Source organism: Pseudomonas sp. WS 5146 (assembly GCF_012985495.1).
GTDB classification, from domain to species: Bacteria; Pseudomonadota; Gammaproteobacteria; order Pseudomonadales; family Pseudomonadaceae; genus Aquipseudomonas; species Aquipseudomonas edaphica.
In genome coordinates this window covers 944924-965931 of the sequence record NZ_JAAQWL010000001.1, presented here as the reverse complement: position 1 = coordinate 965931, position 21008 = coordinate 944924, and the positions used below count along the sequence as shown (strand labels likewise).

The window sequence follows — 21008 nt, the reverse complement described above, 5'->3', positions numbered from 1 at the left end:
TCGAACAGCCGAATTTAGCGATTAAGGAGTATTGGGGTGTCGAGTACTGATGATGAGCAACTGGCCGAGTTCAAGGACTGGTGGCAGCGTAACGGCAAGCCCCTGGTTACTGGCGGTCTGCTGGCTTTAGTGGTGGTGTTCGGCTGGCAAGCCTGGCACAAGTATCAGGCCAACCAGTCCCAAGGCGCCTCGATCCTCTATCAGCAATTGCTGGAAACCACGCTGACGCCGGACGGCAAGCCTGATCCAGCCCAAGTGGCGGACCTTGCCGGCAAGCTGAAAAACGAATTTGGCGGTAGCACCTACGCCCAGTACGGCAGCCTGTTCGTCGCGAAAGTTGCGGTCGACACCGGCAAGCTGGATGACGCAGCCACCGAGCTGAAGGCCATCGCCGACAAACCGACCAACCCGACCCTGGGTGAAATCGCACGTCAGCGCCTGGCGCAGGTATTGGCGGCACAGAACAAGGCTGACGAAGCACTCAAACTGCTCGACGGCGATGCTGACAAGGCATTTGTGGCCACTCGTGAAGAGCTCAAGGGCGACCTGTTGGTCCAATTGGGTCGTACCGACGAAGCCCATGCTGCGTACCAAAAAGCCAAGGCGGCGCTGTCTGATGAAGCAGCGGTCGGTGGCTTACAAATCAAGCTGGACGACTTGGCCAAAGGGGATGCGTGACGTGATCCGTTGGAAACATGCAGCATTGCTGGCTCTGGCCGTTCTGGCCGCGGGTTGCAGCAGCAACAGTAAAAAAGAACTGCCTCCTGCCGAGCTGACCAGCTTCAAGGAAGAAGTGGTCCTGCAAAAGCAGTGGAGCCGCTCCGTCGGTGACGGCCAGGGCGACCTGTACAACTTGTTGCAGCCGGCAATCGACGGCGACAACATCGTGGCCACTGACTCCACTGGCGTTGTCATGGCCATGGATCGTATGAATGGCGACGTGAAGTGGAAGAAAGACCTCGAGCTGCCGGTTTCCGGTGGTGTGGGCGTCGGCTACGGCATGGTGCTGATCGGTACGCTTAAAGGCGACGTGGTGGCTCTGGACTCGGCAACGGGTGAAGAGAAATGGCGCGCTCGGGTGACCAGTGAAGTGCTCGCAGCGCCGGCGACCAACGGCGACGTTGTCGTGGTGCAGACCCAGGATGACCGTGTGATCGGCCTGGATGCCGCCACCGGTAACCAGCGCTGGTTGTATGACAGCACCCCGGCGGTGTTGACCCTGCGCGGTACCAGTGGTCCGATTGTGACGAACAACCTGGCCGTTGCTGGCCTGTCGACCGGTAAAGTGGTCGCCCTGGATACTCAGAACGGCGTGCCGGCCTGGGAAACCCGTGTGGCCATCCCGCAAGGTCGCTCCGAGCTGGACCGCGTAGTGGACATCGACGGCGGCCTGCTGCTGTCGGGTGAAACCATTTACGTGGCCACTTACCAGGGCCGTGTTGCGGCGCTGGACCTGCAAAGCGGCCGCATCAACTGGCAGCGTGATGCTTCCAGCTACGCCGGTGTCGCCCAAGGGTTCGGCAGCGTCTACGTAAGCCTCGCTTCCGGCACCGTTGAAAGTGTCGACGAGCGTTCCACCACTGCGCTGTGGAGCAACGACTCCCTGGCTCGCCGTCAACTGTCGGCACCGGAAGTGTTCTCCAGCTACGTAGCGGTAGGTGACTTCGAAGGTTACCTGCACCTGCTGAGCCAGGTAGACGGTCGTTTTGTCGGCCGCGAGCGTATCGACAGCGACGGTCTGCGTGCGCGTCCGCTGGTTGTGGGTAACATGCTTTACGTGTTTGGCAACAGCGGCAAGCTGGAAGCCCTGACCATCAAGTAAGCAACTATGCTTGGGGTAAAACCCAGGCGGCCCCGCTTCGGCGGGGCATGCGGCATTTGACTATGCTGCCCCGAGCACCAGCCGCTGCCTTGCAGCGGCTTTTGTATTTTCTGAAATAACGAAGTGGAGAGCCGCATGGTTCCCGTAATCGCCCTGGTGGGCCGACCTAACGTCGGCAAGTCCACCTTGTTCAACCGCCTGACCAGGACTCGTGACGCCATCGTTGGCGACTTGTCCGGTCTGACCCGTGATCGCCAATACGGTGAGGCAAAGTGGCAAGGGCGCTCCTACATTATTGTCGACACCGGTGGTATCTCCGGTGACGAGCATGGCATGGACGAAAAGATGGCCGAGCAGTCGCTGCTCGCTATCGAAGAAGCCGATGTCGTGTTGTTCCTGGTGGACGCCCGTGCGGGCTACACCGCTGCCGACCAGATGATTGGCGAGCACCTGCGCAAGCGCAACAAGCGTTCCTATCTGGTCGCCAACAAGATCGATAACATCGATCCTGAAGCGGCCCGTGCCGAATTCAGCCCAATGGGCCTGGGCGATGCGATCCCGGTCGCCGGTGCCCACGGTCGCGGCATCACCCAGATGCTGGAAATCGCCCTGCGCGACTTCCCCAAGGATGACGCTGAGGAAGAAGAGGGCGAGGAAGAGATCGTTGCCGAAGGTGAGGAAGCCAAGCGCATTCCTGGCCCGAGCGAAAAAGACGGTATCAAGATCGCCATCATCGGCCGTCCGAACGTCGGCAAGTCGACCCTGGTTAACCGCATGCTCGGTGAAGACCGGGTCATCGTGTATGACCAGCCGGGTACTACCCGCGACAGTATCTACATCCCGTTCGAACGTAACGACGAGAAGTACACGCTGATCGACACCGCCGGTGTGCGCAAGCGCGGCAAGATCCACGAGGAAGTTGAAAAGTTCTCGGTGGTCAAAACCCTGCAGGCGATCAAAGACGCCAACGTGGTGATCTTCGTGATGGACGCCCGCGAAGGCGTGGTGGACCACGACCTCAACTTGCTGGGCTTTGCCCTGGAAGCCGGTCGTGCCCTGGTCATCGCGATCAACAAGTGGGACGGCATGACGCCGAGCGAGCGCGATTTCGTCAAGATCGAGCTGCAACGTCGGCTGTTCTTCGTCGAGTTCGCCGATATCCACTTTATCTCGGCACTGCACGGCACCGGCGTGGGCAACCTCTACGCGTCCGTGCAGAACTCGTTCAAGTCTGCGGTTACCCGCTGGCCGACCAACCGCCTGACCCAGATCCTGGAAGATGCGGTCGGTGAGCACGCGCCACCGATGGTCAACAACCGTCGGATCAAACTGCGTTACGCCCACTTGGGTGGTGCCAACCCGCCGATTATCGTGATCCACGGTAACCAGATCGAGAAGGTGCCCAAGTCCTACGTGCGTTACCTGGAAAACACCTACCGCCGTGTCTTGAAACTGGTCGGTACGCCGATCCGTATCGAGTTCAAGGGTGGCGAGAACCCATACGAAGGCAACAAGAACACACTGACTGACCGTCAGGTGAACAAGAAGCGTCGTTTGATGACTCACCACAAAAAGGCCGACAAGAAGCGCCGCGACAAGAAATAAGCGCCGCTTTGAGTTGTGAGCGACACGCTGCAAAAAGGGCTCCTTTGGAGCCCTTTTTTGTGCGCGGTGGTTTGTGCCTTGACCCGATGCTTAGGGCAGCTTAAAACTTGGGGCTCACCTGCAGGGGCCTCCGATGATCACCAGCAAGCTGCCGAATGTCGGCACCACCATTTTTACTACAATGTCGCAATTGGCTGCCGAAACCGGCGCGCTTAACCTGTCCCAGGGCTTTCCCGATTTTAATGGCCCTCAAGGGTTGCTCAATGCCGTGGGCAAGCATATCGCCCTCGGCCATAACCAATATGCACCGATGACCGGCCTGCCCGTGTTGCGCCAACAAGTGGCGGCCAAGATCGCCCGCAGTTATGGCGCCACAGTGGATGTCGACAGCGAAGTGACCATCACCCCAGGCGCGACCGAGGCGATCTTTTGCGCGATCCAGGCGGTCATCCGCAACGGCGATGAAGTCATCGTGTTCGACCCCAGCTACGACAGCTACGAGCCGTCGGTCGAGCTGGCCGGTGGCCGTTGCGTGCATGTGCAATTGAGCCTGCAAGGCTTCGCGCTCGACTTTGACAAGATCAAGGCTGCGCTCTCGCCGCGCACGCGCATGATCATCCTCAACTCGCCGCACAACCCCACCGGCGCGTTGATCAGCCGGGCGGACCTGGACCAGTTGGCTGAACTGATCCGCGACCGTGATATCTACCTGGTCAGTGATGAGGTGTATGAGCATTTGGTGTTCGATGGCGTGCCCCATGTCAGCGTGCTGGCCCACGAAGAGTTGTATCAGCGGGCGTTTGTGGTCAGCTCCTTCGGCAAGACCTACCACGTCACCGGCTGGAAAACCGGCTACGTGGTCGCACCACCGGCCCTGACCGCCGAGCTGCGCAAGGTGCATCAATATGTCAACTTTTGCGGCGTGACCCCTTTGCAGTACGCTTTGGCTGACTTCATGGCCGAACACCCGGAACACGTCGAGCAATTGCCGGCCTTTTATCAGGCCAAGCGCGACCTGTTCTGCGACCTGCTGGCGCCGTCGCGTTTCAGCTTTACCCGGGTGGCCGGCACTTACTTCCAACTGGTGGATTACTCGCAGATTCGCCCCGACCTGGATGACGTCGCCATGTCACTGTGGATGACCCGCGAACACGGCGTGGCGACCATCCCCGTCTCGGTGTTCTATCAGAGCCCGCCGCAAGGCCAGCGCCTGGTGCGCCTGTGCTTTGCCAAACGCGAGGAGACGCTGCAACACGCGGCGGAGAAACTATGCGTGATTTGACTGCATTGCCCGACCTGAATATCGCCTTGGTCCAGACCAGCCTGGTATGGCATGACCGTCAGGCCAACCTCGAACATTTCGAACTGTTGCTGGAGCAGGCCAAAGGCGCCGACCTGATTGTACTGCCGGAGATGTTCACCACCGGTTTCTCCATGGAGTCGCAAACCCTTGCCGAGCCGGAACATGGCGCGACTCATCATTGGCTGCAAGCCCAGGCGGCGAAGTACAACGCGGTGATCACCGGCAGCGTGATCATCCAGGCAGCCGACGGCAGCCACCGTAACCGTCTGCTATGGGCACGCCCGGACGGGGAAGTGTTGCACTATGACAAGCGTCACCTGTTCCGTATGGCTGGCGAGCACGACCATTACACGCCCGGCGAGCGCCAGGTACAGTTCGAGTTGAAGGGGTGGCGTATACGCCCGTTGATTTGCTACGACTTGCGCTTCCCGGTGTGGAGCCGTGATGCCCAGGACACTGACCTGCTGCTGTACACCGCGAACTGGCCAGGTGCGCGCCGTCAGCACTGGAACCGCTTGCTGCCGGCGCGTGCTATCGAGAACCTGTGTTACGTGGCGGCAGTCAATCGGGTGGGTACCGATGGCAAGGGCTTTGCCTACACCGGGGACAGCCAGGTGCTGGACTTCCAGGGTGAGACCTTGCTGAGTGCGGGGGAGGCGGACGGGGTGTTTCAGGTGTGCCTGAATGCGGCAGAGTTGGCGATGTATCGCGAAAAATTTCCAGCGAATCTGGATGCCGATAGATTTCAGTTTGTCTGACAGACCGCTATCGCGGGCAAGCCCGCTCCCACAGGTGAATGCATTCCAATGTGGGAGCCGGGCTTGCCCGCGATGGGGCCCTACAGATCGTTCCCACGCTCCGCGTGGGAATGCAGCCCCGGACGCTCTGCGTCCGCTTTCAGAGTTGTGACGCAGAGCGTCACCGCAGGCATTCCCACGCAGAGCGTGGGAACGATCAGGCCCCTGGATTCTCACCCAGGGGCCTTTTGCATTACCGCGACAGTGCTTACGCCGCCTTCGCTTCCAGCTGGCTCAACGAGCGGTTCAGCGCACTGAACACCGCCTTGAAGCTCGCCGTGGTGATGTTTTCATCGATCCCCACACCATGCACCGGACGCTCGCCGTTCACGCGCAGCTCGATGTAAGCCGCCGCCTTGGCATGGGTACCGGCACCGATCGCGTGTTCGTTGTAGTCCATGATCTCAACCTTGATCGGCAGCGCCGCAACCAGCGCTTCCAAAGTGCCGTAGCCCTTGCCGTTCCAGCGCAGGTTGGTTTCGCCCTGGCCCTTGCCCGAGACTTCCACTTCCACGGTGCTATTGCCGTTTTCTTCCTGCAGGCGATGGCTGACCAGCGCGTACGGGGTGTTGGCTTGCAGGTATTCACGCTGCAACAAGGCGTAGATCTGTGGTGCAGTCATCTCCAGGCCCACGCGGTCGGTCTCGGCCTGTACCACTTGGCTGAACTCGATTTGCATGCGGCGTGGCAAGCTGATGTCGTACTCCTGCTCCAGCAGGTAGGCGATGCCGCCTTTGCCCGACTGGCTGTTTACGCGGATCACCGCCTCGTAGCTGCGGCCGATATCCGCCGGGTCGATCGGCAAGTACGGCACTTCCCACAGTGCGTCGGCTTTCTGCTGGGTAAAGCCCTTGCGGATTGCGTCCTGGTGGGAGCCGGAGAATGCGGTGTGCACCAGGTCGCCGACGTACGGGTGACGTGGGTGCACCTGAATCTGGTTGCACTCCTCGACGACTTTGCGCACGCCGTCGATATCGGAAAAGTCCAGCTGCGGGTCGAGGCCTTGGGTGTACATGTTCAAGGCTACGGTCACAAGATCGACGTTACCGGTACGCTCGCCGTTGCCGAACAGGCAGCCTTCGACACGGTCAGCGCCGGCCATCAGGCCCAGCTCGGTGGCGGCCACGCCGGTGCCGCGGTCGTTGTGGGTGTGCAGGCTGATGATCACGCTGTCACGACGGTTGATATGGCGGCCGAACCACTCGATCTGGTCGGCATAGATGTTGGGTGTCGCGCATTCAACCGTGGCCGGCAGGTTGAGGATCATCTTGTGCTCTGGCGTCGGGTTCCATACCTCGATCACCGCATCACACACTTCCTTGGCGAACTCCAACTCCGTGGCGCTGAAGGTCTCTGGGGAGTACTCGAAAGTCCACTGGGTTTCCGGCTGCTGGGCGGCGTATTTGACGAACAGCTTTGCCGCGTTGACCGCGATGGCCTTGATGCCATCTTTGTCCTGGTTGAACACGATGCGGCGGAACGACGGCGATGTGGCGTTGTACAAGTGCACGATGGCCTTTTTAGCGCCGCGCAGGGATTCGAAAGTACGTGCGATCAGGTCTTCACGGCCCTGGGTCAGCACCTGGATGGTGGTGTCCGCGGGGATGTGGTTGTCTTCGATCAAGGTGCGCACGAAGTCGAAGTCGGTTTGCGACGCGGCTGGGAACGAGGCCTCGATTTCCTTCACGCCTACAGACACCAGGGTCTTCCAGAAACGCAGCTTTTTCGCGGCGTCCATCGGCTCGATCAGCGACTGGTTGCCATCACGCAGGTCGGAGCTGCACCAGATCGGCGCTTCAGTGATGGTCTTCGACGGCCACGTGCGGTCCGGGATATCGATGGTCGGGAACGCGCGGTACTTCGAAGACGGGTCTTTGAGCATGCTCATCGGGAAATCCTTTGTAGTAGGGGCCGAGAAAAGGCGGCCTGCCGTAAAACTGTTATTGGGGGCGAAGCTTGGGACGAGGCAGATCGATTCAGCCTGGCAGTCGTGCGCTGACGAGGCACAGGCTGCGGTGCTGGCGGAGCTGAATGAGGGTGTGAGAGGTTTTCATAAGCTCAACCCTAACCGCAGGGGTGAAAGATGGCAAGCAGTCGGGAAAAATTGAGATAAGTTCTGATATTTGGCTGGGATTCGATATTTTGTGTCGGTTATTGAGTGTGGGGTTTCTTTTTATTGCGCGGTAATTATCGGGCGCGCAATTGGGCTGGCAGGCCTGGCGTCATCGCGGGCAAGCCCGGCTCCCACAGGGAATCGCGTTCACCTGTGGGAGCCAGGCTTGCCCGCGATGAGCATAGGTATCTACACAACCGGTTAACACGAAGTCTGTGGCAGGTGGGCTGTTGTGGCGAGCAGGCTTGTCCTGCGTTGGGCTGCGAAGCGGCCCCAGTACAGGCACGGCAATTTTGCTGAAAGTACTCAGCGTCTGTTTTTGGGGCCGCTTCGCAGCCCAACGCAGGACAAGCCTGCTCGCCACAGGAGAAATAGGCTGCTTTTAAAAGTTGCGTAGATACCTATGCCGCGATGAGGCCGGTAGGTTGAATATTTTTATCAGGGCTGGAACGCGCCAATAAAGATCGCCGGGTCAACCCGCGCATCGTTAAGGCTGATGTTCCAATGCATATGCGGCCCGGTTGCACGGCCAGTGGAACCGACCTTGCCCACCACTGCGCCGCGTGCCAGTTGGTCGCCGACTTTGACGTCGATCTTCGACATATGGCAGAACATGCTGATAAAGCCCTGGCCATGGTCGACGAACACGGTGTTGCCGTTGAAGAAGTAATTGCCGGTGAGGATCACCTTGCCCGCCGCCGGCGTCTTGATCGGCGTGCCCGCGCCCACGGCAAAGTCCAGGCCCGAATGCGGGTTGCGTTCCTCGCCATTAAAGAAGCGGCGCACGCCGAATTTGCTCGACAGTGGCCCGTTGACCGGTTTGTCCAGCAGCAGGTTGCTCGGTGTGTTCGGGCTGAAGCTGCGGTAAGCCTTGAGCTGCACGGCCAGTTCGCCCTCGATGCGCTTGAGTTGCGCCGGGGCCGGGTTCACCTGGCTTTTGTTCTTCAAGGTGATGTGCTGTTCGGGGTATTTCTTGAAGCCCACCACAAACGGCAAGTTCTGCCCGCCGCTGGTGATGCGCTCGGTACCGGGTTTGACGGTCAGCGGGATCCCGACAATCGCCAGCCAGTTGTTCTGTTCCTTGACCACAAGCACCGGCCGGTTCAGGTAGGTGGCTTTGGGCGCGCTGGCCGAAGTGCCGAGGTCGACCACCGCCACGCCACCCGGCACCGGCTTGTTCAGCAACCGCGTGATGTAGCTGTCGGCGTGGGCGTTGAAGGTCAGGCACAAGAGCATCAGCAGGCTAAATAAACGTGGCATCAATCAATCCAGTAACGAAAGGGTGACGGGCGTCAGGTGGTTATCTTCCACCCGCACCTGCAATTGGCCTTCGCCGAGCCGCGCGGTCAGGCGTTGGCCGGTGTGGGTTTGCGCGGCGTTGCGGATCGCCTGGCCGCGCTCGTCCAGCAGGATGCTGTAGCCACGGCCCAGAGTCGCAAGCGGACTGACCACCTGCAACGTCTGCACCTGGCTTTGCAGTTGCAGGCGGCGTGCCTTAAGGCCTTCGCGCATGGCGCGGGGCAGGCGTTCTGCGAGGCTATCGAGGCGCTGGCGCAGCAACGCCAGTTGACGGCCGGGGTGTTGGCCTGCGAGGCGGGTTTCGAGGCGGATCAGGCGTTCGCGACGGGTATTGAGGCTGCGCTCGAAGGCGCGGCGCAGGCGCATGTCCAGGTCGTCCAAACGCTGGGCTTGCTGGCGCAGACGTTCGCCAGGGTGACGCAGGCGGCGGGCCATGCCTTCCAGGCGCAGGCGATCATGGCTCAGGCGGTTGCGCATCAGCATCACCAGGCGGCGGTGCAGGTTTTCGACTTGGCGCACCAAGTGGCTGGCATCTGGCGCGAGCAATTCGGCGGCGGCGGAGGGCGTGGGGGCGCGCACGTCGGCCACAAAGTCGCAGATCGACACGTCGGTTTCATGGCCGACGGCGCTGACGATGGGCGTCACGCAGGCATCCACCGCGCGGGCCACGGCTTCTTCGTTGAAGCACCACAGGTCTTCGAGCGAACCGCCGCCTCGGGCCAGGATCAACGCGTCGAAACCGCGCGCATCCGCCATTTTCAGCGCGCGCACAATCTGCGGGATGGCTTCGCGGCCCTGTACGGCGGTGGGGATCAGTGTCAGTTCAACGTTCGGCGCACGACGACGGAACACGCTGATGATGTCGCGAATCACCGCGCCCGTCGGCGAGCTGATAATCCCAATGCGCCGAGGGTGCGCCGGCAGCGGCACCTTGCGCTCGGCGCTGAACAGGCCTTCGGCGCTGAGCTTTTCCTTCAACGCGTCAAAGGCCAAACGCAGCGCGCCATCGCCAGCAGGTTCCACGGTGTCGAGGATCAGTTGGTAGTCGCCCCGGCCTTCGAACAGCGAGACCTTGCCGCGCACCTTCACCGCCAGGCCGTCCTTCAACGCCTGGCGCACCCGTGCGGCGTTGTTGCGAAACAGCGCGCAACGCACTTGGGCGCCGCTGTCCTTGAGGGTGAAATACACATGGCCGGAAGCCGGGCGGGCGAGGTTGGAGATCTCGCCTTCGACCCAGATATTGGTGAACACGTCTTCCAGCAACACCCGCGCGCGACCGTTGAGCTGGCTGACAGTCAGGACTTCGCGGTCCAGGCCCAAGCGGGCAAAAGGATCTTTAATCATGGGCGGCAGTTTATAGGCATTCGCGCAAGGTTTGGCAGAATTGCTCCACCAGCGCGCTTGGCTTCTGCGCACAGGCCAAGGCCACGGTGCTGAGGCAGTCCGGGTCGGCCAGGGGCAAAAAGTGCAGGTTGGCGGGGGCAATGTCCTGCATGGATTTTGGTAACAAGGCAATACCGAATCCGGCCTGGATCAGTTGCAACTGCGTGGTTTTGCGCGACATCACTCGCGCCGCCTTGGGGAAAAATCCTGCACGCATGCACAGCTCGGCCGACAGATAACTCAGGCCGCCGCGTTGGGGATGGGGGATCGAGATAAACGCTTCGTCCTTGAGTTGCTCCAGTTCGATCGGGTTATTACTGCGGGCCAGCGAGTGATTGGGCGGCACAGCCAGCAACAGTTGTTCGCTATATAAAGGCACCACGCGCACGCCTTCGCGCTGTCGCAGCACCGGTAACCGTAAAAGGCCGACTTCCAGGCGCCCGTCGGCAATTTCTTCAAGTTGCGCCTCGGAAGACAGTTTGACGATATCCATCGATACGCCGGGGCAACGCTGCAGCCAGGTGCTGATGCCGTGCAGCAATGGCCCGCTCATCGGCACGGTGCTCGAATGGCTCAGGCGCAGGGTGCCAAGCTGACCCTTGCCAACCAGGGTGGCCATCTCGCTGGCCTTGAGCAGCTCGCTCAGCAGGTTGCGCGCCCTCGGGTAAAAGGCTTCGCCCGCCGCCGTCAGCCGGGGCTGGCGCGCGGTGCGTTCGAACAGTGAAGTTTGCAGCTGGGTTTCCAGCGCCTTGATCTGGCGGCTCAGGGCCGATTGCGCCACGAACAAACGCTCGGCGGCGGCGCTGAAGCTGCCGCTGTCGGCGATCTCTACGAAGTAGCGCAGTTGGCGGGTCGAGATCACTTGTCATGCCTTTTCAAGATAAGTGGAGGGCTTTGAAGATATTAGTCGCAACACTCGGCGATGGCTAAAGTGTTGGTTATCTCTTTCAAGGAATACGACATGAGCCCGGTTGAGCTGATGAGCCAGTGGTCGTTCAGTGGTGTCGATTGGCTGGTCATCGGCCTGGGTGTGGTGCTGGCCTATATCGTCTTCGGTATTGCAGGCTTTGGCACGGCGCTGGTGGCGGGGCCGATCCTGATTGTGTTTATGCCGCTGTCGAAGATCATCCCGCTGCTGGTGCTGCTGGATTTTGTCGCGGCCTTTGGCAATCTGCTGCAATCGCGGCGAGACGTGAACAAGCCCGAGCTGCTGCGGTTGCTGCCATGCATGGCCATCGGTTGTACGCTGGGTGTGATCTTTCTGCTCAACCTGCATTCGGATCTGCTGTTGCTGCTGATGGGGGTGTTTATCAGCGCCTATGCGATCTACAGCTTGTCGGTGAAGGCGCGGCCCACTCAGCTTTCCAAAGGTTGGTCGATTCCAATGGGCACCGTCGGCGGCCTGTTTGGTGCGCTGTTCGGCAGCGGCGGCTTTTTATATGCGATCTACCTCAACAGCCGTTTGCCCAAGGATGCGGCGCGGGCCACGCAAAGTGCGTTGATCAGTTGCAGCACGGTGGTGCGCTTGAGTCTGTTCCTGATTGCCGGGGTGTATGCGGACTTGCCGTTGCTGTTGTTGGCGCTGTGCCTGTTGCCGGCGATGGCCCTGGGGCTGTGGTGTGGGCGCAGGTTGACGATGCGGATGTCCCGCGAAGCCTTTGTGCGCTTGGTGACTTGGTTGGTGTTGGCCAGTGGGATTGCATTGATTGGGCGGTATTTGAGCGCTTGACCTGTGTGGGGCAGGGATTAAGCTGCCAGGCTTCAAGGCCTCATCGCAGGCAAGCCAGCTCCCACAGGTGAATGCATTCCAAATGTGGGAGCCGGGCTTGCCCGCGATGTCGGCAGTCGCCACACCGCAGGGCTCCCAAGCACCATGAACTCCCAAAGCATCCTTGTCCCCAAAATCTCCACCTTGCCCGTCCACGAACCCCGCGCCCGGGCCATCGTGCGTTGGCTGGTGCGCAAGAACATCATCAAGGAAGAGCTGACCACCTGCGGGCGCACCGGCAACCGCATGGCCTACGCCCTGGCCGACGGCGCCCGCGCCGTGGTGCTGCACCCCGAAGCGCTGCCGTTCAACGAGCCGATCAATGGCCTGGAGATCATCTACAAGCGCTGCATCTACACGCCGGCCAAGGGCTTTCTCGAAGAGGCCGGCTGCCCGGAGTGCCTTAAAGAAGTCGGCGAGGCGCTGTTCGAAAGCCTGGAAGACTGGATGCCCGGCCACACCGATAACTTCACTTGCCCGTTGTGTGGGCATGAAGATGACATCAATGGGTTTCTGTTCCTGCAGGAATGCGGCTTCTCCAACCTGGGTTTCATCTTCAACAACTGGGCGGAAGCGGGGTTCAAGCAGAGCTTTATCGACGAATTTGCCGACTGGTTGGACCAGAAGATGAGTTGGGTCAAAGTCGAGCTTTAACCTGATCGTTCCCACGCTCCTGCGTGGGAATGCATCCCGTGACGCTCCGCGTCACCATTGCGCAAGACCCCGGACGCGGAGCGTCCCTGGCGGCATTCCCACGCGGAGCGTGGGAACGATCTAGCGCTGCAGGTTTTATCCATCTATCAGTATTACCAAGTTTGTCAGAGTTTTACATTGAGCCCGACAGGGTGCATGTATATAATGGCGCGCTTCCATTTTCCCGCTCGGGAGCCCCCGCGATGCTGCGTATCAGCCAAGAAGCTCTGACATTCGACGACATTCTCCTAGTGCCCGGTTATTCCGAGGTGCTTCCTAACGAAGTCAGTCTCAAGACCCGCCTAACCCGTGGCATCGAGCTGAATATTCCTCTGGTTTCCGCTGCCATGGACACCGTCACTGAAGCCCGTTTGGCAATCGCCATGGCTCAGGAAGGCGGCATTGGCATCATCCACAAGAACATGACCATCGAGCAGCAAGCTGCCGAAGTGCGCAAGGTCAAGCGTTACGAAGCCGGTGTGGTGAAAGATCCAATCACCATCGAAGCCGACGCCACCGTGCGTGATCTGTTCGACCTGACCCGCCTGCACAACATCTCCGGCGTTCCGGTACTGCACGATGGCGACCTGGTCGGCATCGTCACTTCCCGTGACGTGCGTTTCGAGAACCGTCTTGAAGTCACCGTCCGTGAAGTGATGACGCCTAAAGAGCGCCTCGTTACTGTCAAGGAAGGCGCCGACAAGAACGATGTGCGCGAATTGCTGCACAAGCACCGCATCGAGCGCGTGCTGATCGTCGACGACAAATTCGCCCTCAAAGGCATGATGACCGTCAACGACATCGAAAAAGCCAAGGCTTACCCGCTGGCCAGCAAGGATGACCAAGGTCGTCTGCGCGTCGGCGCTGCGGTCGGCACCGGTAAAGACACCGGTGATCGCGTTTCGGCCCTCGTGGCAGCCGGTGTTGACGTGGTGGTGGTCGACACTGCCCACGGCCACTCCAAAGGCGTGATCGACCGCGTTCGCTGGGTCAAACAGAATTTCCCTGACGTACAGGTTATCGGCGGCAACATCGCCACCGGCGCAGCCGCCAAGGCCCTGGCCGAAGCCGGCGCCGATGCGGTCAAGGTCGGTATCGGCCCTGGCTCCATCTGCACCACGCGTATCGTCGCCGGTGTAGGCGTGCCGCAAATCAGCGCCATCGCCAACGTTGCTGCTGCCCTTGAAGGCACGGGCGTTCCGTTGATCGCCGACGGCGGCATCCGTTTCTCCGGTGACCTGTCCAAGGCCATCGTAGCCGGTGCTTCCTGCGTGATGATGGGCTCGATGTTCGCCGGTACCGAAGAAGCACCAGGTGAAATCGAACTGTTCCAGGGCCGTTCGTACAAGGCTTACCGCGGCATGGGTTCGCTGGGCGCCATGTCCCAGGCGCAGGGCTCTTCCGACCGTTACTTCCAGGACTCCTCGGCAGGCGCCGAGAAGCTCGTACCGGAAGGCATCGAAGGCCGTGTGCCGTACAAAGGCACCCTGAGCGCGATCATCCATCAATTGATGGGCGGCCTGCGTTCCTCGATGGGCTACACCGGCAGCGCCGACATCGAAGAAATGCGCACCAAGCCAGAGTTCGTACGGATCACCGGCGCCGGCATGGCTGAATCCCATGTCCACGACGTGCAGATCACCAAGGAAGCGCCGAACTACCGCGTAGGTTGAGGCTTCCAGCAAAACGTTAAGTAACCGGGGCTGTTCTTTCAGCCCCGAGTTGTTTCTGATTCATTAGACGAGACTGACTTCATGGCCCTCGACATTCACGCCCACCGCATCCTGATCCTCGACTTCGGTTCCCAGTACACCCAACTGATCGCCCGCCGCGTGCGTGAAATCGGCGTGTACTGCGAACTGCACCCGTTCGACATGGACGACGAAGCGATCCGCGAATTCGCACCGAAAGGCGTCATCCTTGCCGGTGGCCCCGAGTCCGTGCACGAAGCCAACAGCCCGCGTTGCCCGCAAGCCGTATTCGACCTGGGCGTGCCCGTCTTCGGTATCTGCTACGGCATGCAGACCATGGCCGAGCAACTGGGCGGCAAGGTTGAAGGTTCCGAACTGCGTGAATTCGGTTATGCCCGTGTCGACGTGGTCGGCAAGAGCCGCCTGCTGGACGGCATCGAAGACCACATCGACGCCGACGGCCTGTTCGGCCTCGACGTGTGGATGAGCCACGGTGACAAGGTCACCAAGATGCCGGAAGACTTCCACATCCTGGCCAGCACCCCGAGCTGCCCGATTGCCGGCATGTTCAACGACGAGCGCGGCTACTACGGCGTGCAGTTCCACCCGGAAGTGACCCACACCAAGCAAGGCGGCCGCATCCTGTCGCGCTTCATCCTCGACATCTGCCAGTGCGAAGCCCTGTGGACCCCGTCGAAAATCGCTGAAGACGCCATCGCCAACGTGCGTGCCCAGGTCGGTACCGACAACGTATTGCTCGGCCTGTCCGGCGGCGTTGACTCCTCCGTGGTTGCCGCGCTGCTGCACAAAGCCATCGGCGACCAGCTGACGTGCGTGTTCGTCGACAATGGCCTGCTGCGCCTGCACGAAGGCGAGCAAGTGATGGCCATGTTCGCTGAGAACATGGGCGTCAAGGTGATCCGCGCCAACGCCGAGGACCAGTTCCTCAACAACCTGGCGGGCGAAAGCGACCCAGAGAAGAAGCGCAAGATCATCGGCCGCACCTTCATCGACGTGTTTGATGCCCAGTCCAACAAACTGGACAACATCAAGTACCTCGCCCAGGGCACCATCTACCCTGACGTGATCGAGTCGGCTGGCGCCAAGAGCGGCAAGGCCCACGTGATCAAGTCCCACCACAACGTGGGTGGCCTGCCGGAGGAGATGAACCTCAAGCTGGTAGAACCACTGCGCGAACTGTTCAAAGACGAAGTCCGCCGCCTGGGCCTGGAACTCGGCCTGCCGTACGACATGGTCTACCGCCACCCATTCCCAGGCCCGGGCCTGGGCGTGCGCATCCTGGGTGAAGTGAAAAAGGAATACGCCGACCTGCTGCGTCGCGCCGACCACATCTTCATCGAAGAACTGCGCAAAGCCGACTGGTACCACAAGGTCAGCCAGGCATTCGTGGTGTTCCAGCCGGTGAAATCGGTGGGCGTTGTGGGCGATGGCCGTCGTTATGCGTGGGTTGTTGCACTGCGTGCCGTCGAGACTATCGACTTCATGACCGCGCGTTGGGCACACCTGCCGTACGAGCTGCTGGAGACCGTCAGCGGCCGTATCATCAATGAGATCGAGGGTATTTCGCGCGTGACGTATGACGTGTCGAGCAAGCCGCCGGCGACGATTGAGTGGGAATAATGAGTCACAGGGCACTGACTAGAGTGCAGCGCTAGATTCGTACTAGCGCAGTAAGGGGTTTTGCCAATGCCAGTCAGTTAAGCTGACTGGCATTTTTGTTTTTGGGCCGAAAGCTTCGAAGCAAGACCTCTCGTTTCGATGAACGGAAAAGGCAGGCACAGGGGTTATAGAAACTGTGATCGAATCAAATCCGTATCGAACGGTGTTATTCCTTGGTCCGGTGCAAACACCGATTGTGCCTGCTGCGGTGACGTTACGCGTTCCCCCCGTGCTCGAACGTGTAAATCGAACAGGGTTTCCAAATCTGGCCTGGGTGTATGTACCAAAGCCCGTAGCATCAGCGAAACTCCACTGAGGTTGTTCTTGACGTTATTCCACCAGGGGGATGATGTGAGTCCCAAATCGGCCCAAATCATGCGCCGTTCCTGCAAGTCCATCACAAATGGTAGACAGATCCCTGTGTTGGACGCGATATCGATACGGTCGAATACAGAGCGCGGCTCGAATACTTCACCCGACGCCGTGTCTGCACGGGCCATCCAGCCAGCGAAGCATTCTGGAAGATCGCAGTACGGCTGCTCGGTGTATGAGTTGATAGACGTAACGACATACCGGATACCCTTCTCGACAAGAACATCCAGGTCAAGGTCGATGAACTCCGAAGCCCCATCGGGTGCATCGACGATGTCGCCGCTGTGATAGCCGCCGAAACCCTTCAAGTTGTAATACGCGACCGTTTCTATGAACACGAAGTTGGCGTCGAAAAACGCAGCGGACAAGTCGATGTCCGTGCGTCCACGGCAGTTCTTCCACCATAGGAACAGGCGAATGAAACGAGTGTCAGGCATAGGCAGCCGACTGCCCCGCACTAGCGTACGTAGCGACTTCGAAGAAGCACGCTGCGCCAGCGGCACCCTGTATTCGCGTAATACTGGATCGATAAAACAGCGGCCTAGTGGCGGCAGCGATGCAAAGCGCTTTACGAGAGCGTCCTCGCAGATTCTGGCGGCACGCTCCAGCACGTCGGGAGCTAGAGGTTCCCGTCGATCCTTGATGCCATAAACCTTGGCGAACGAACCTTTCGGTGTGAAGGCTCGCAGGGGGAGGGGGCGTGGTGCACGTATCTGGGCCAGCAACTGCAGCAGGACGGGCGAGGACACTTGTGTTGCAACTGCCTCGAACGCGTCGAGAACCGACTCTGTTTCTGCCGCGCGCCGCAGTGTCGCGTCCAGCCGTCGTGCGAACTCGCCAGGACGGCTCTGTAATAGGGATGTAAGCGTGGCGATATGACGCTGAGCAAGCAATGTTTCGACACGTGATCCAAACGACTCTGGCGCATCGTTGCGGCGAGCCGCGGTGATGGCGGCTAGCGCTCTTGGGTACTTATCGGCGTAGTCGCCCGGATGCAGTACTTCGGCAAGGCGTTTCCATCGTTCAGCATGGCGCATTACGTCTTCTGCTGCGTTGGGTATGCGGTTGAGGAGGCGCAATAGCAGACGGCGGATCGAGCGTTTCATAGCTTTGAAACGTGTCAAAGCTGTCGTCAGTGATACGTCTCCTCTATTCAGCGCAACCGCGAGTCGTAGCACGTCAGTTGCCGTTTCGACGTTTCGCTCCAGGAATGCATCCACTCGTGCGTCGCCGGTCACGTGCAGGATTAGTGCGCTGCCAACCTGTGCACGGATCTCTCGGAACGGAATGGCCTCAGGCAGCAGACGGAACGTATCGCTTTTGTATTTTCGGATAAACCAGAGGACATCGGCAGTTTCCTCTTCGGAAAGCGAGGTGCGCGAAGAAACCAGCGGTTCGAGCAGTGATTCAAATTCAGAGACGTCTCCCGGTTCGATTACACGGGATATTAAATTGCCATCAAGTATTGCAGGTCGAGCATGTTCAGTCGGGGGTAAACGCCAAAGCGTGAGGTAGTGTATGACGGCGTTAAGGTACAACTGTGCCTCTGAGGCTGTCATAACCTGCTCTGGAAAGTCCGGGTAGAACGGCCTGTGGTGTACATGAGCGCCAGTTGCCCGTCGAAGAACTCCGATAATTTCGCGCAGCCATTGCTGAAGCTCCGTCGCTGACAACGTGCCAATTTGTTCAATCAAAGGCTCTGACAGTACGCATCGAAACGCCGCGACTTCCCGGACAGCCGACGCGACCTGGGCGCGCGTGGCACCGCCAGTTCCTATCGGGACGTGAACTTTGCTACGGCGGCGTAGGAACAGGTCCTGATTCATACTTGAATTCTCCTTAGGCCACCGACGTGGATGAGCTGCTGCATCGTTCTACAACTGATGTAAAAACGCCTGCAAGAAGCAGGCGCAATGTGGAGAGCGAAACCCCTAGGTCATAGGAGGTTAGAAGGAAGGTGTTCCATAGCCACGAGGAGATCCTACGTCAGGCTGCAGCTGTTTGTCAGGTCGTCGTGTCTCTCAACCGTAACAAGCTGCTTCGCCAGAATAATAGGGGGTGTAGCAGATGAGTGCCGGATAACAAAAAAGCAGCCATATGCCGGGGAGTTGTATTTTTGCGTTTAGTAGAGGGAGGGGTTGGAGAATAATCTGCTATTGCCCATAATCGATCTGAGTAGCAGTGCGCCTTTTACGAGTTGATGCCGGAGGCCTGTACATGAAGTTGGAAAAGCGTATGCAGGCCGCAATCCGTGGCATGCAGGGAAACGTAGTCCTTCGCATTGACGTTGCGGCGCTGGGGGGGCATTCACAGGTTTCTGTTGCGCTCGATGAGCTTATGCGCAAGGGCGTGATCGTCCGAATGGGAATCGGTATATACGCAAAGGCTTCTCGTAACCCGCATACAGGCGTTGTCACCCCCGCCGCAGATCTTGAAGCTCTGGCCGTTGAGGTGTTTCAGCGGCTGGGCGTCAGCGCTTCGGTGCAGATTGCCAAGTCCGGAGCCGGGCATTCGATTGCGTCAAAAGACGCAAAAATCTGCGTAAAAGGCCGCCGCCGAATTCGTCGCAAGCTGTCACTGGACGGTCGTTCGGTGGTTTACGTCAATGAGGTTGTGCCTCCTAGGAAAGTAAAAAACTCCGTTAGGCGCCACCCGAAAACGGGCGCGTTGATCATTCCAACGTCTGGCCTACGGCGATATGTAATGGACCTGGCGGATGCGTGTCAGGTGGCTTATGTCAGAACTTACGCGGACGAGTGGGCGGAAAGTGTTTCCCGGTTAGCCGGAGACGATGTCCGCACCGATGTCGTCGAAAACCTGGTCATCGCGCTGAAGAAAGAGAAAAAAGTGACCGGTCTTGAAGCGGTTCATTTGCTGACTAATTACTTGAGGGAAAAGCAGCGTGTTTGATCCATTCAAGGATTTTGATACGAGGGGCTACCTCAGGAATGTTGTAGGTGAAAAGGACCTCAATATTGTCAAGCAACTGGAACATGATCTGTTCACCGCCAACCTTGCAGATGCGATGGATTACCTGGCTAATAAAAGAACGATCACGTATCGCGATTTTCTTCAGGTTCACGGGCTTTTGTTTGGTGACCTTTACCCTTGGGCGGGTAGCGACAGGATGACGACTTCTCCTGACTTGGCCATCTCAAAAGCGGGCACCTGCTTTTGCCTGCCTCACGAGGCCAAAAGAGCAGTTGAAGAGGGGCTTCGCCTCGGCCAGGGTAAGGCTTTGCTGAGAAAGTCGCCTGGCTTGGTGATGGGCTTTTTCGCTTACGGCCACCCGTTCCTTGATGGTAATGGACGAACGATGCTGGTGGTTCACTCAGTCCTCTGTCATCGCGCAGGGTTTTCGATTAACTGGAGCAGAACTGATAAGTCCGACTATCTCTCAGCACTGAGTAAAGAGATCGAGACCCCTGACAAGGGCATCCTCGATGAGTACTTGAAAGACTTCATTGAGCCGCCGCTGGAACCTGGCGCCTGGGAAGCGGCTATTCATTCTGTCAGGGGACTCAACGGCTTGGCGATGACTGACACTGTTGAGGGGCGTTCCGACGATCCTGCCATCTCCCAAAAATATCAGGACTTCGACCAGCGACGAGGTTACACCATCGATTAAAGGGCAGCTTCAAGTCTCAGGCCTTTTATCCCCCAGCACTCTGCGTATGCATCTCACCGCCGCGCAATATCCGAAAAGTAAAACTTATCCAGCGTATGCCGCGACTCGGTGTACTCGAACTGCCTGCCATCCTGCAAAAACGTCTGGTTGCTCACCACAATCACATGGCTTTGCCCATCCAGATCCAGATGCGCCTGGTCGTCCTTGCTGCGCGGCAGGGCTTCGATGGTGCGCTGCGCATAACTGATCTGCAGCTCCAGCGTCTGTTCGATAAACGCATAGATCGACTGCTCGGCGATGTCGCGGTCCAGGCCGGGGATCAGGTCAGCCACAAAGTGGTTGATGTCCAGGATCACGCGTTTGCCGCCGATGCGCCGTACCCGTTTGATGCGGGTAATCAGAGCGCCGGGCGCGGCTTCGATGTGTTGCAGCAGCGAGCCTTCGAGCGGGAACTGGCTGAATTCGACTACTTCGGTGCGTACGTCATCGCCCAGGTCAGCGTGGGTTTCGTGGAAGCTGACGATGCCGCCCAGTTGGAACTCAATGGGGTTGGGCGACAACACAAACGTGCCCTTGCCGTGGATTTTTTGCGCAAAACCACGCTCCTGCAACTGCTCGATGGCGCGGCGCACCGTGCCACGGCTGGCCTGGTAGGCGTCCATCAGTTCGGTTTCAGAGGGAAGGCGCGTACCGCGTTGCAGGCGTTCAGTGGTGATGCTGGCAAGCAGATCCGTATAGATCTGGTTGTATTTGCTCATGGGGATGGCTCTGTGCCGGCTTGATGAAAGTGAACGGCGGGTTCAAGGCAGGAACCTTAGTGGCAGAGGTGGGCTTTGTCCATTGGACCTGCGTGG

17 protein-coding genes are annotated in these 21008 nt (G+C 59.3%); 11 read left to right on the top strand and 6 right to left on the bottom strand.

All coding sequences use genetic code 11. The features are described 5' to 3' along the window. Positions 1-36 precede the first annotated feature (36 nt). From HBO41_RS04370 to HBO41_RS04350, 5 genes are all read left to right on the top strand, one after another. Positions 37-678: a tetratricopeptide repeat protein gene (locus tag HBO41_RS04370; protein WP_017135953.1), complete on the top strand. Its 642-nt coding sequence runs from the start codon at positions 37-39 to the stop codon at positions 676-678. Further along, positions 671-1822, top strand: coding sequence for an outer membrane protein assembly factor BamB (gene bamB, locus HBO41_RS04365; RefSeq protein ID WP_017135954.1), 1152 nt, complete (start codon positions 671-673; stop codon positions 1820-1822). Before HBO41_RS04370 ends, bamB begins: the two co-directional genes overlap by 8 nt. 135 nt (positions 1823-1957) lie before the next feature. Then, positions 1958-3427 (top strand): ribosome biogenesis GTPase Der, encoded by a 1470-nt coding sequence (gene der, locus HBO41_RS04360; RefSeq protein ID WP_053135513.1) that lies wholly within the window; start codon positions 1958-1960, stop codon positions 3425-3427. A 133-nt stretch (positions 3428-3560) separates the two neighbouring features. After that, positions 3561-4709 carry a pyridoxal phosphate-dependent aminotransferase gene (locus HBO41_RS04355; RefSeq protein ID WP_169985237.1) on the top strand — a complete coding sequence of 383 codons (1149 nt, stop codon included), beginning with the start codon at positions 3561-3563 and terminating at the stop codon, positions 4707-4709. Next, positions 4697-5488 (top strand): amidohydrolase, encoded by a 792-nt coding sequence (locus tag HBO41_RS04350; protein WP_169985235.1) that lies wholly within the window; start codon positions 4697-4699, stop codon positions 5486-5488. Before HBO41_RS04355 ends, HBO41_RS04350 begins: the two co-directional genes overlap by 13 nt. A 247-nt stretch (positions 5489-5735) precedes the next feature. On the opposite strand, the gene leuA is transcribed toward HBO41_RS04350, so the two are convergent. From leuA to HBO41_RS04330, 4 genes are all read right to left on the bottom strand, one after another. Further along, a complete protein-coding gene (gene leuA, locus HBO41_RS04345) occupies positions 5736-7415 on the bottom strand; it encodes a 2-isopropylmalate synthase (RefSeq protein ID WP_017138560.1) in 1680 nt (559 codons plus the stop codon). Positions 7416-8078: 663 nt separating this feature from the next. Further along, on the bottom strand, positions 8079-8900 hold the full coding sequence (locus HBO41_RS04340) for a peptidoglycan DD-metalloendopeptidase family protein (protein WP_017134679.1): 822 nt from the start codon (positions 8898-8900) through the stop codon (positions 8079-8081). A gap of 3 nt (positions 8901-8903) precedes the next feature. Continuing rightward, positions 8904-10283 carry an exodeoxyribonuclease VII large subunit gene (gene xseA, locus HBO41_RS04335; protein WP_138450312.1) on the bottom strand — a complete coding sequence of 460 codons (1380 nt, stop codon included), beginning with the start codon at positions 10281-10283 and terminating at the stop codon, positions 8904-8906. Between the two features lie 10 nt (positions 10284-10293). Next, positions 10294-11184, bottom strand: a complete 891-nt coding sequence (locus HBO41_RS04330) for a LysR family transcriptional regulator (RefSeq protein WP_169985233.1) — start codon at positions 11182-11184, stop codon at positions 10294-10296. Positions 11185-11283: 99 nt separating this feature from the next. Here HBO41_RS04330 and HBO41_RS04325 point away from each other — a divergent pair, with 99 nt between their 5' ends. The 4 genes from HBO41_RS04325 to guaA all read left to right on the top strand — a co-directional run bounded on the left by HBO41_RS04325 (position 11284) and on the right by guaA (position 16115). Further along, complete coding sequence (locus tag HBO41_RS04325) at positions 11284-12051, top strand: sulfite exporter TauE/SafE family protein (RefSeq protein ID WP_169985231.1); 768 nt, start codon at positions 11284-11286, stop codon at positions 12049-12051. Between the two features lie 144 nt (positions 12052-12195). After that, complete coding sequence (locus HBO41_RS04320) at positions 12196-12744, top strand: hypothetical protein (protein WP_015885727.1); 549 nt, start codon at positions 12196-12198, stop codon at positions 12742-12744. A 242-nt stretch (positions 12745-12986) separates the two neighbouring features. Further along, positions 12987-14456, top strand: a complete 1470-nt coding sequence (gene guaB / locus HBO41_RS04315) for an IMP dehydrogenase (protein WP_016977684.1) — start codon at positions 12987-12989, stop codon at positions 14454-14456. Between the two features lie 81 nt (positions 14457-14537). Beyond that, positions 14538-16115: a glutamine-hydrolyzing GMP synthase gene (guaA, locus tag HBO41_RS04310; protein ID WP_017134673.1), complete on the top strand. Its 1578-nt coding sequence runs from the start codon at positions 14538-14540 to the stop codon at positions 16113-16115. 164 nt (positions 16116-16279) lie between these two features. Here the strand turns inward: guaA and HBO41_RS04305 are convergent, their stop codons facing one another. Next, positions 16280-18352 (bottom strand): TerD family protein, encoded by a 2073-nt coding sequence (locus HBO41_RS04305; RefSeq protein ID WP_169985229.1) that lies wholly within the window; start codon positions 18350-18352, stop codon positions 16280-16282. A gap of 391 nt (positions 18353-18743) precedes the next feature. On the opposite strand from HBO41_RS04305, the gene HBO41_RS04300 reads away from it, so the two are divergent. Further along, positions 18744-19436, top strand: coding sequence for a hypothetical protein (locus tag HBO41_RS04300; RefSeq protein WP_169985227.1), 693 nt, complete (start codon positions 18744-18746; stop codon positions 19434-19436). Beyond that, positions 19429-20154 carry a Fic family protein gene (locus tag HBO41_RS04295; protein ID WP_169985225.1) on the top strand — a complete coding sequence of 242 codons (726 nt, stop codon included), beginning with the start codon at positions 19429-19431 and terminating at the stop codon, positions 20152-20154. Before HBO41_RS04300 ends, HBO41_RS04295 begins: the two co-directional genes overlap by 8 nt. Before the next feature lie 53 nt (positions 20155-20207). On the opposite strand, the gene treR is transcribed toward HBO41_RS04295, so the two are convergent. Then, positions 20208-20912, bottom strand: a complete 705-nt coding sequence (gene treR / locus HBO41_RS04290; RefSeq protein ID WP_017139697.1) for a trehalose operon repressor — start codon at positions 20910-20912, stop codon at positions 20208-20210. Between the last annotated feature and the right edge of the window lie 96 nt (positions 20913-21008).

What these genes read in the sequence shown, in the direction of transcription:
- bamB (WP_017135954.1), top strand. Translation starts at nt 671, where the DNA reads ATGCGTGACGTGATCCGTTGGAAACATGCAGCATTGCTGGCTCTGGCC.
- der (WP_053135513.1), top strand. Translation starts at nt 1,958, where the DNA reads ATGGTTCCCGTAATCGCCCTGGTGGGCCGACCTAACGTCGGCAAGTCC.
- HBO41_RS04355 (WP_169985237.1), top strand. Translation starts at nt 3,561, where the DNA reads ATGATCACCAGCAAGCTGCCGAATGTCGGCACCACCATTTTTACTACA.
- HBO41_RS04350 (WP_169985235.1), top strand. Translation starts at nt 4,697, where the DNA reads ATGCGTGATTTGACTGCATTGCCCGACCTGAATATCGCCTTGGTCCAG.
- leuA (WP_017138560.1), bottom strand. Translation starts at nt 7,415, where the DNA reads ATGAGCATGCTCAAAGACCCGTCTTCGAAGTACCGCGCGTTCCCGACC.
- HBO41_RS04340 (WP_017134679.1), bottom strand. Translation starts at nt 8,900, where the DNA reads ATGCCACGTTTATTTAGCCTGCTGATGCTCTTGTGCCTGACCTTCAAC.
- xseA (WP_138450312.1), bottom strand. Translation starts at nt 10,283, where the DNA reads ATGATTAAAGATCCTTTTGCCCGCTTGGGCCTGGACCGCGAAGTCCTG.
- HBO41_RS04325 (WP_169985231.1), top strand. Translation starts at nt 11,284, where the DNA reads ATGAGCCCGGTTGAGCTGATGAGCCAGTGGTCGTTCAGTGGTGTCGAT.
- HBO41_RS04320 (WP_015885727.1), top strand. Translation starts at nt 12,196, where the DNA reads ATGAACTCCCAAAGCATCCTTGTCCCCAAAATCTCCACCTTGCCCGTC.
- guaB (WP_016977684.1), top strand. Translation starts at nt 12,987, where the DNA reads ATGCTGCGTATCAGCCAAGAAGCTCTGACATTCGACGACATTCTCCTA.
- guaA (WP_017134673.1), top strand. Translation starts at nt 14,538, where the DNA reads ATGGCCCTCGACATTCACGCCCACCGCATCCTGATCCTCGACTTCGGT.
- HBO41_RS04305 (WP_169985229.1), bottom strand. Translation starts at nt 18,352, where the DNA reads ATGAATCAGGACCTGTTCCTACGCCGCCGTAGCAAAGTTCACGTCCCG.
- HBO41_RS04300 (WP_169985227.1), top strand. Translation starts at nt 18,744, where the DNA reads ATGAAGTTGGAAAAGCGTATGCAGGCCGCAATCCGTGGCATGCAGGGA.
- treR (WP_017139697.1), bottom strand. Translation starts at nt 20,912, where the DNA reads ATGAGCAAATACAACCAGATCTATACGGATCTGCTTGCCAGCATCACC.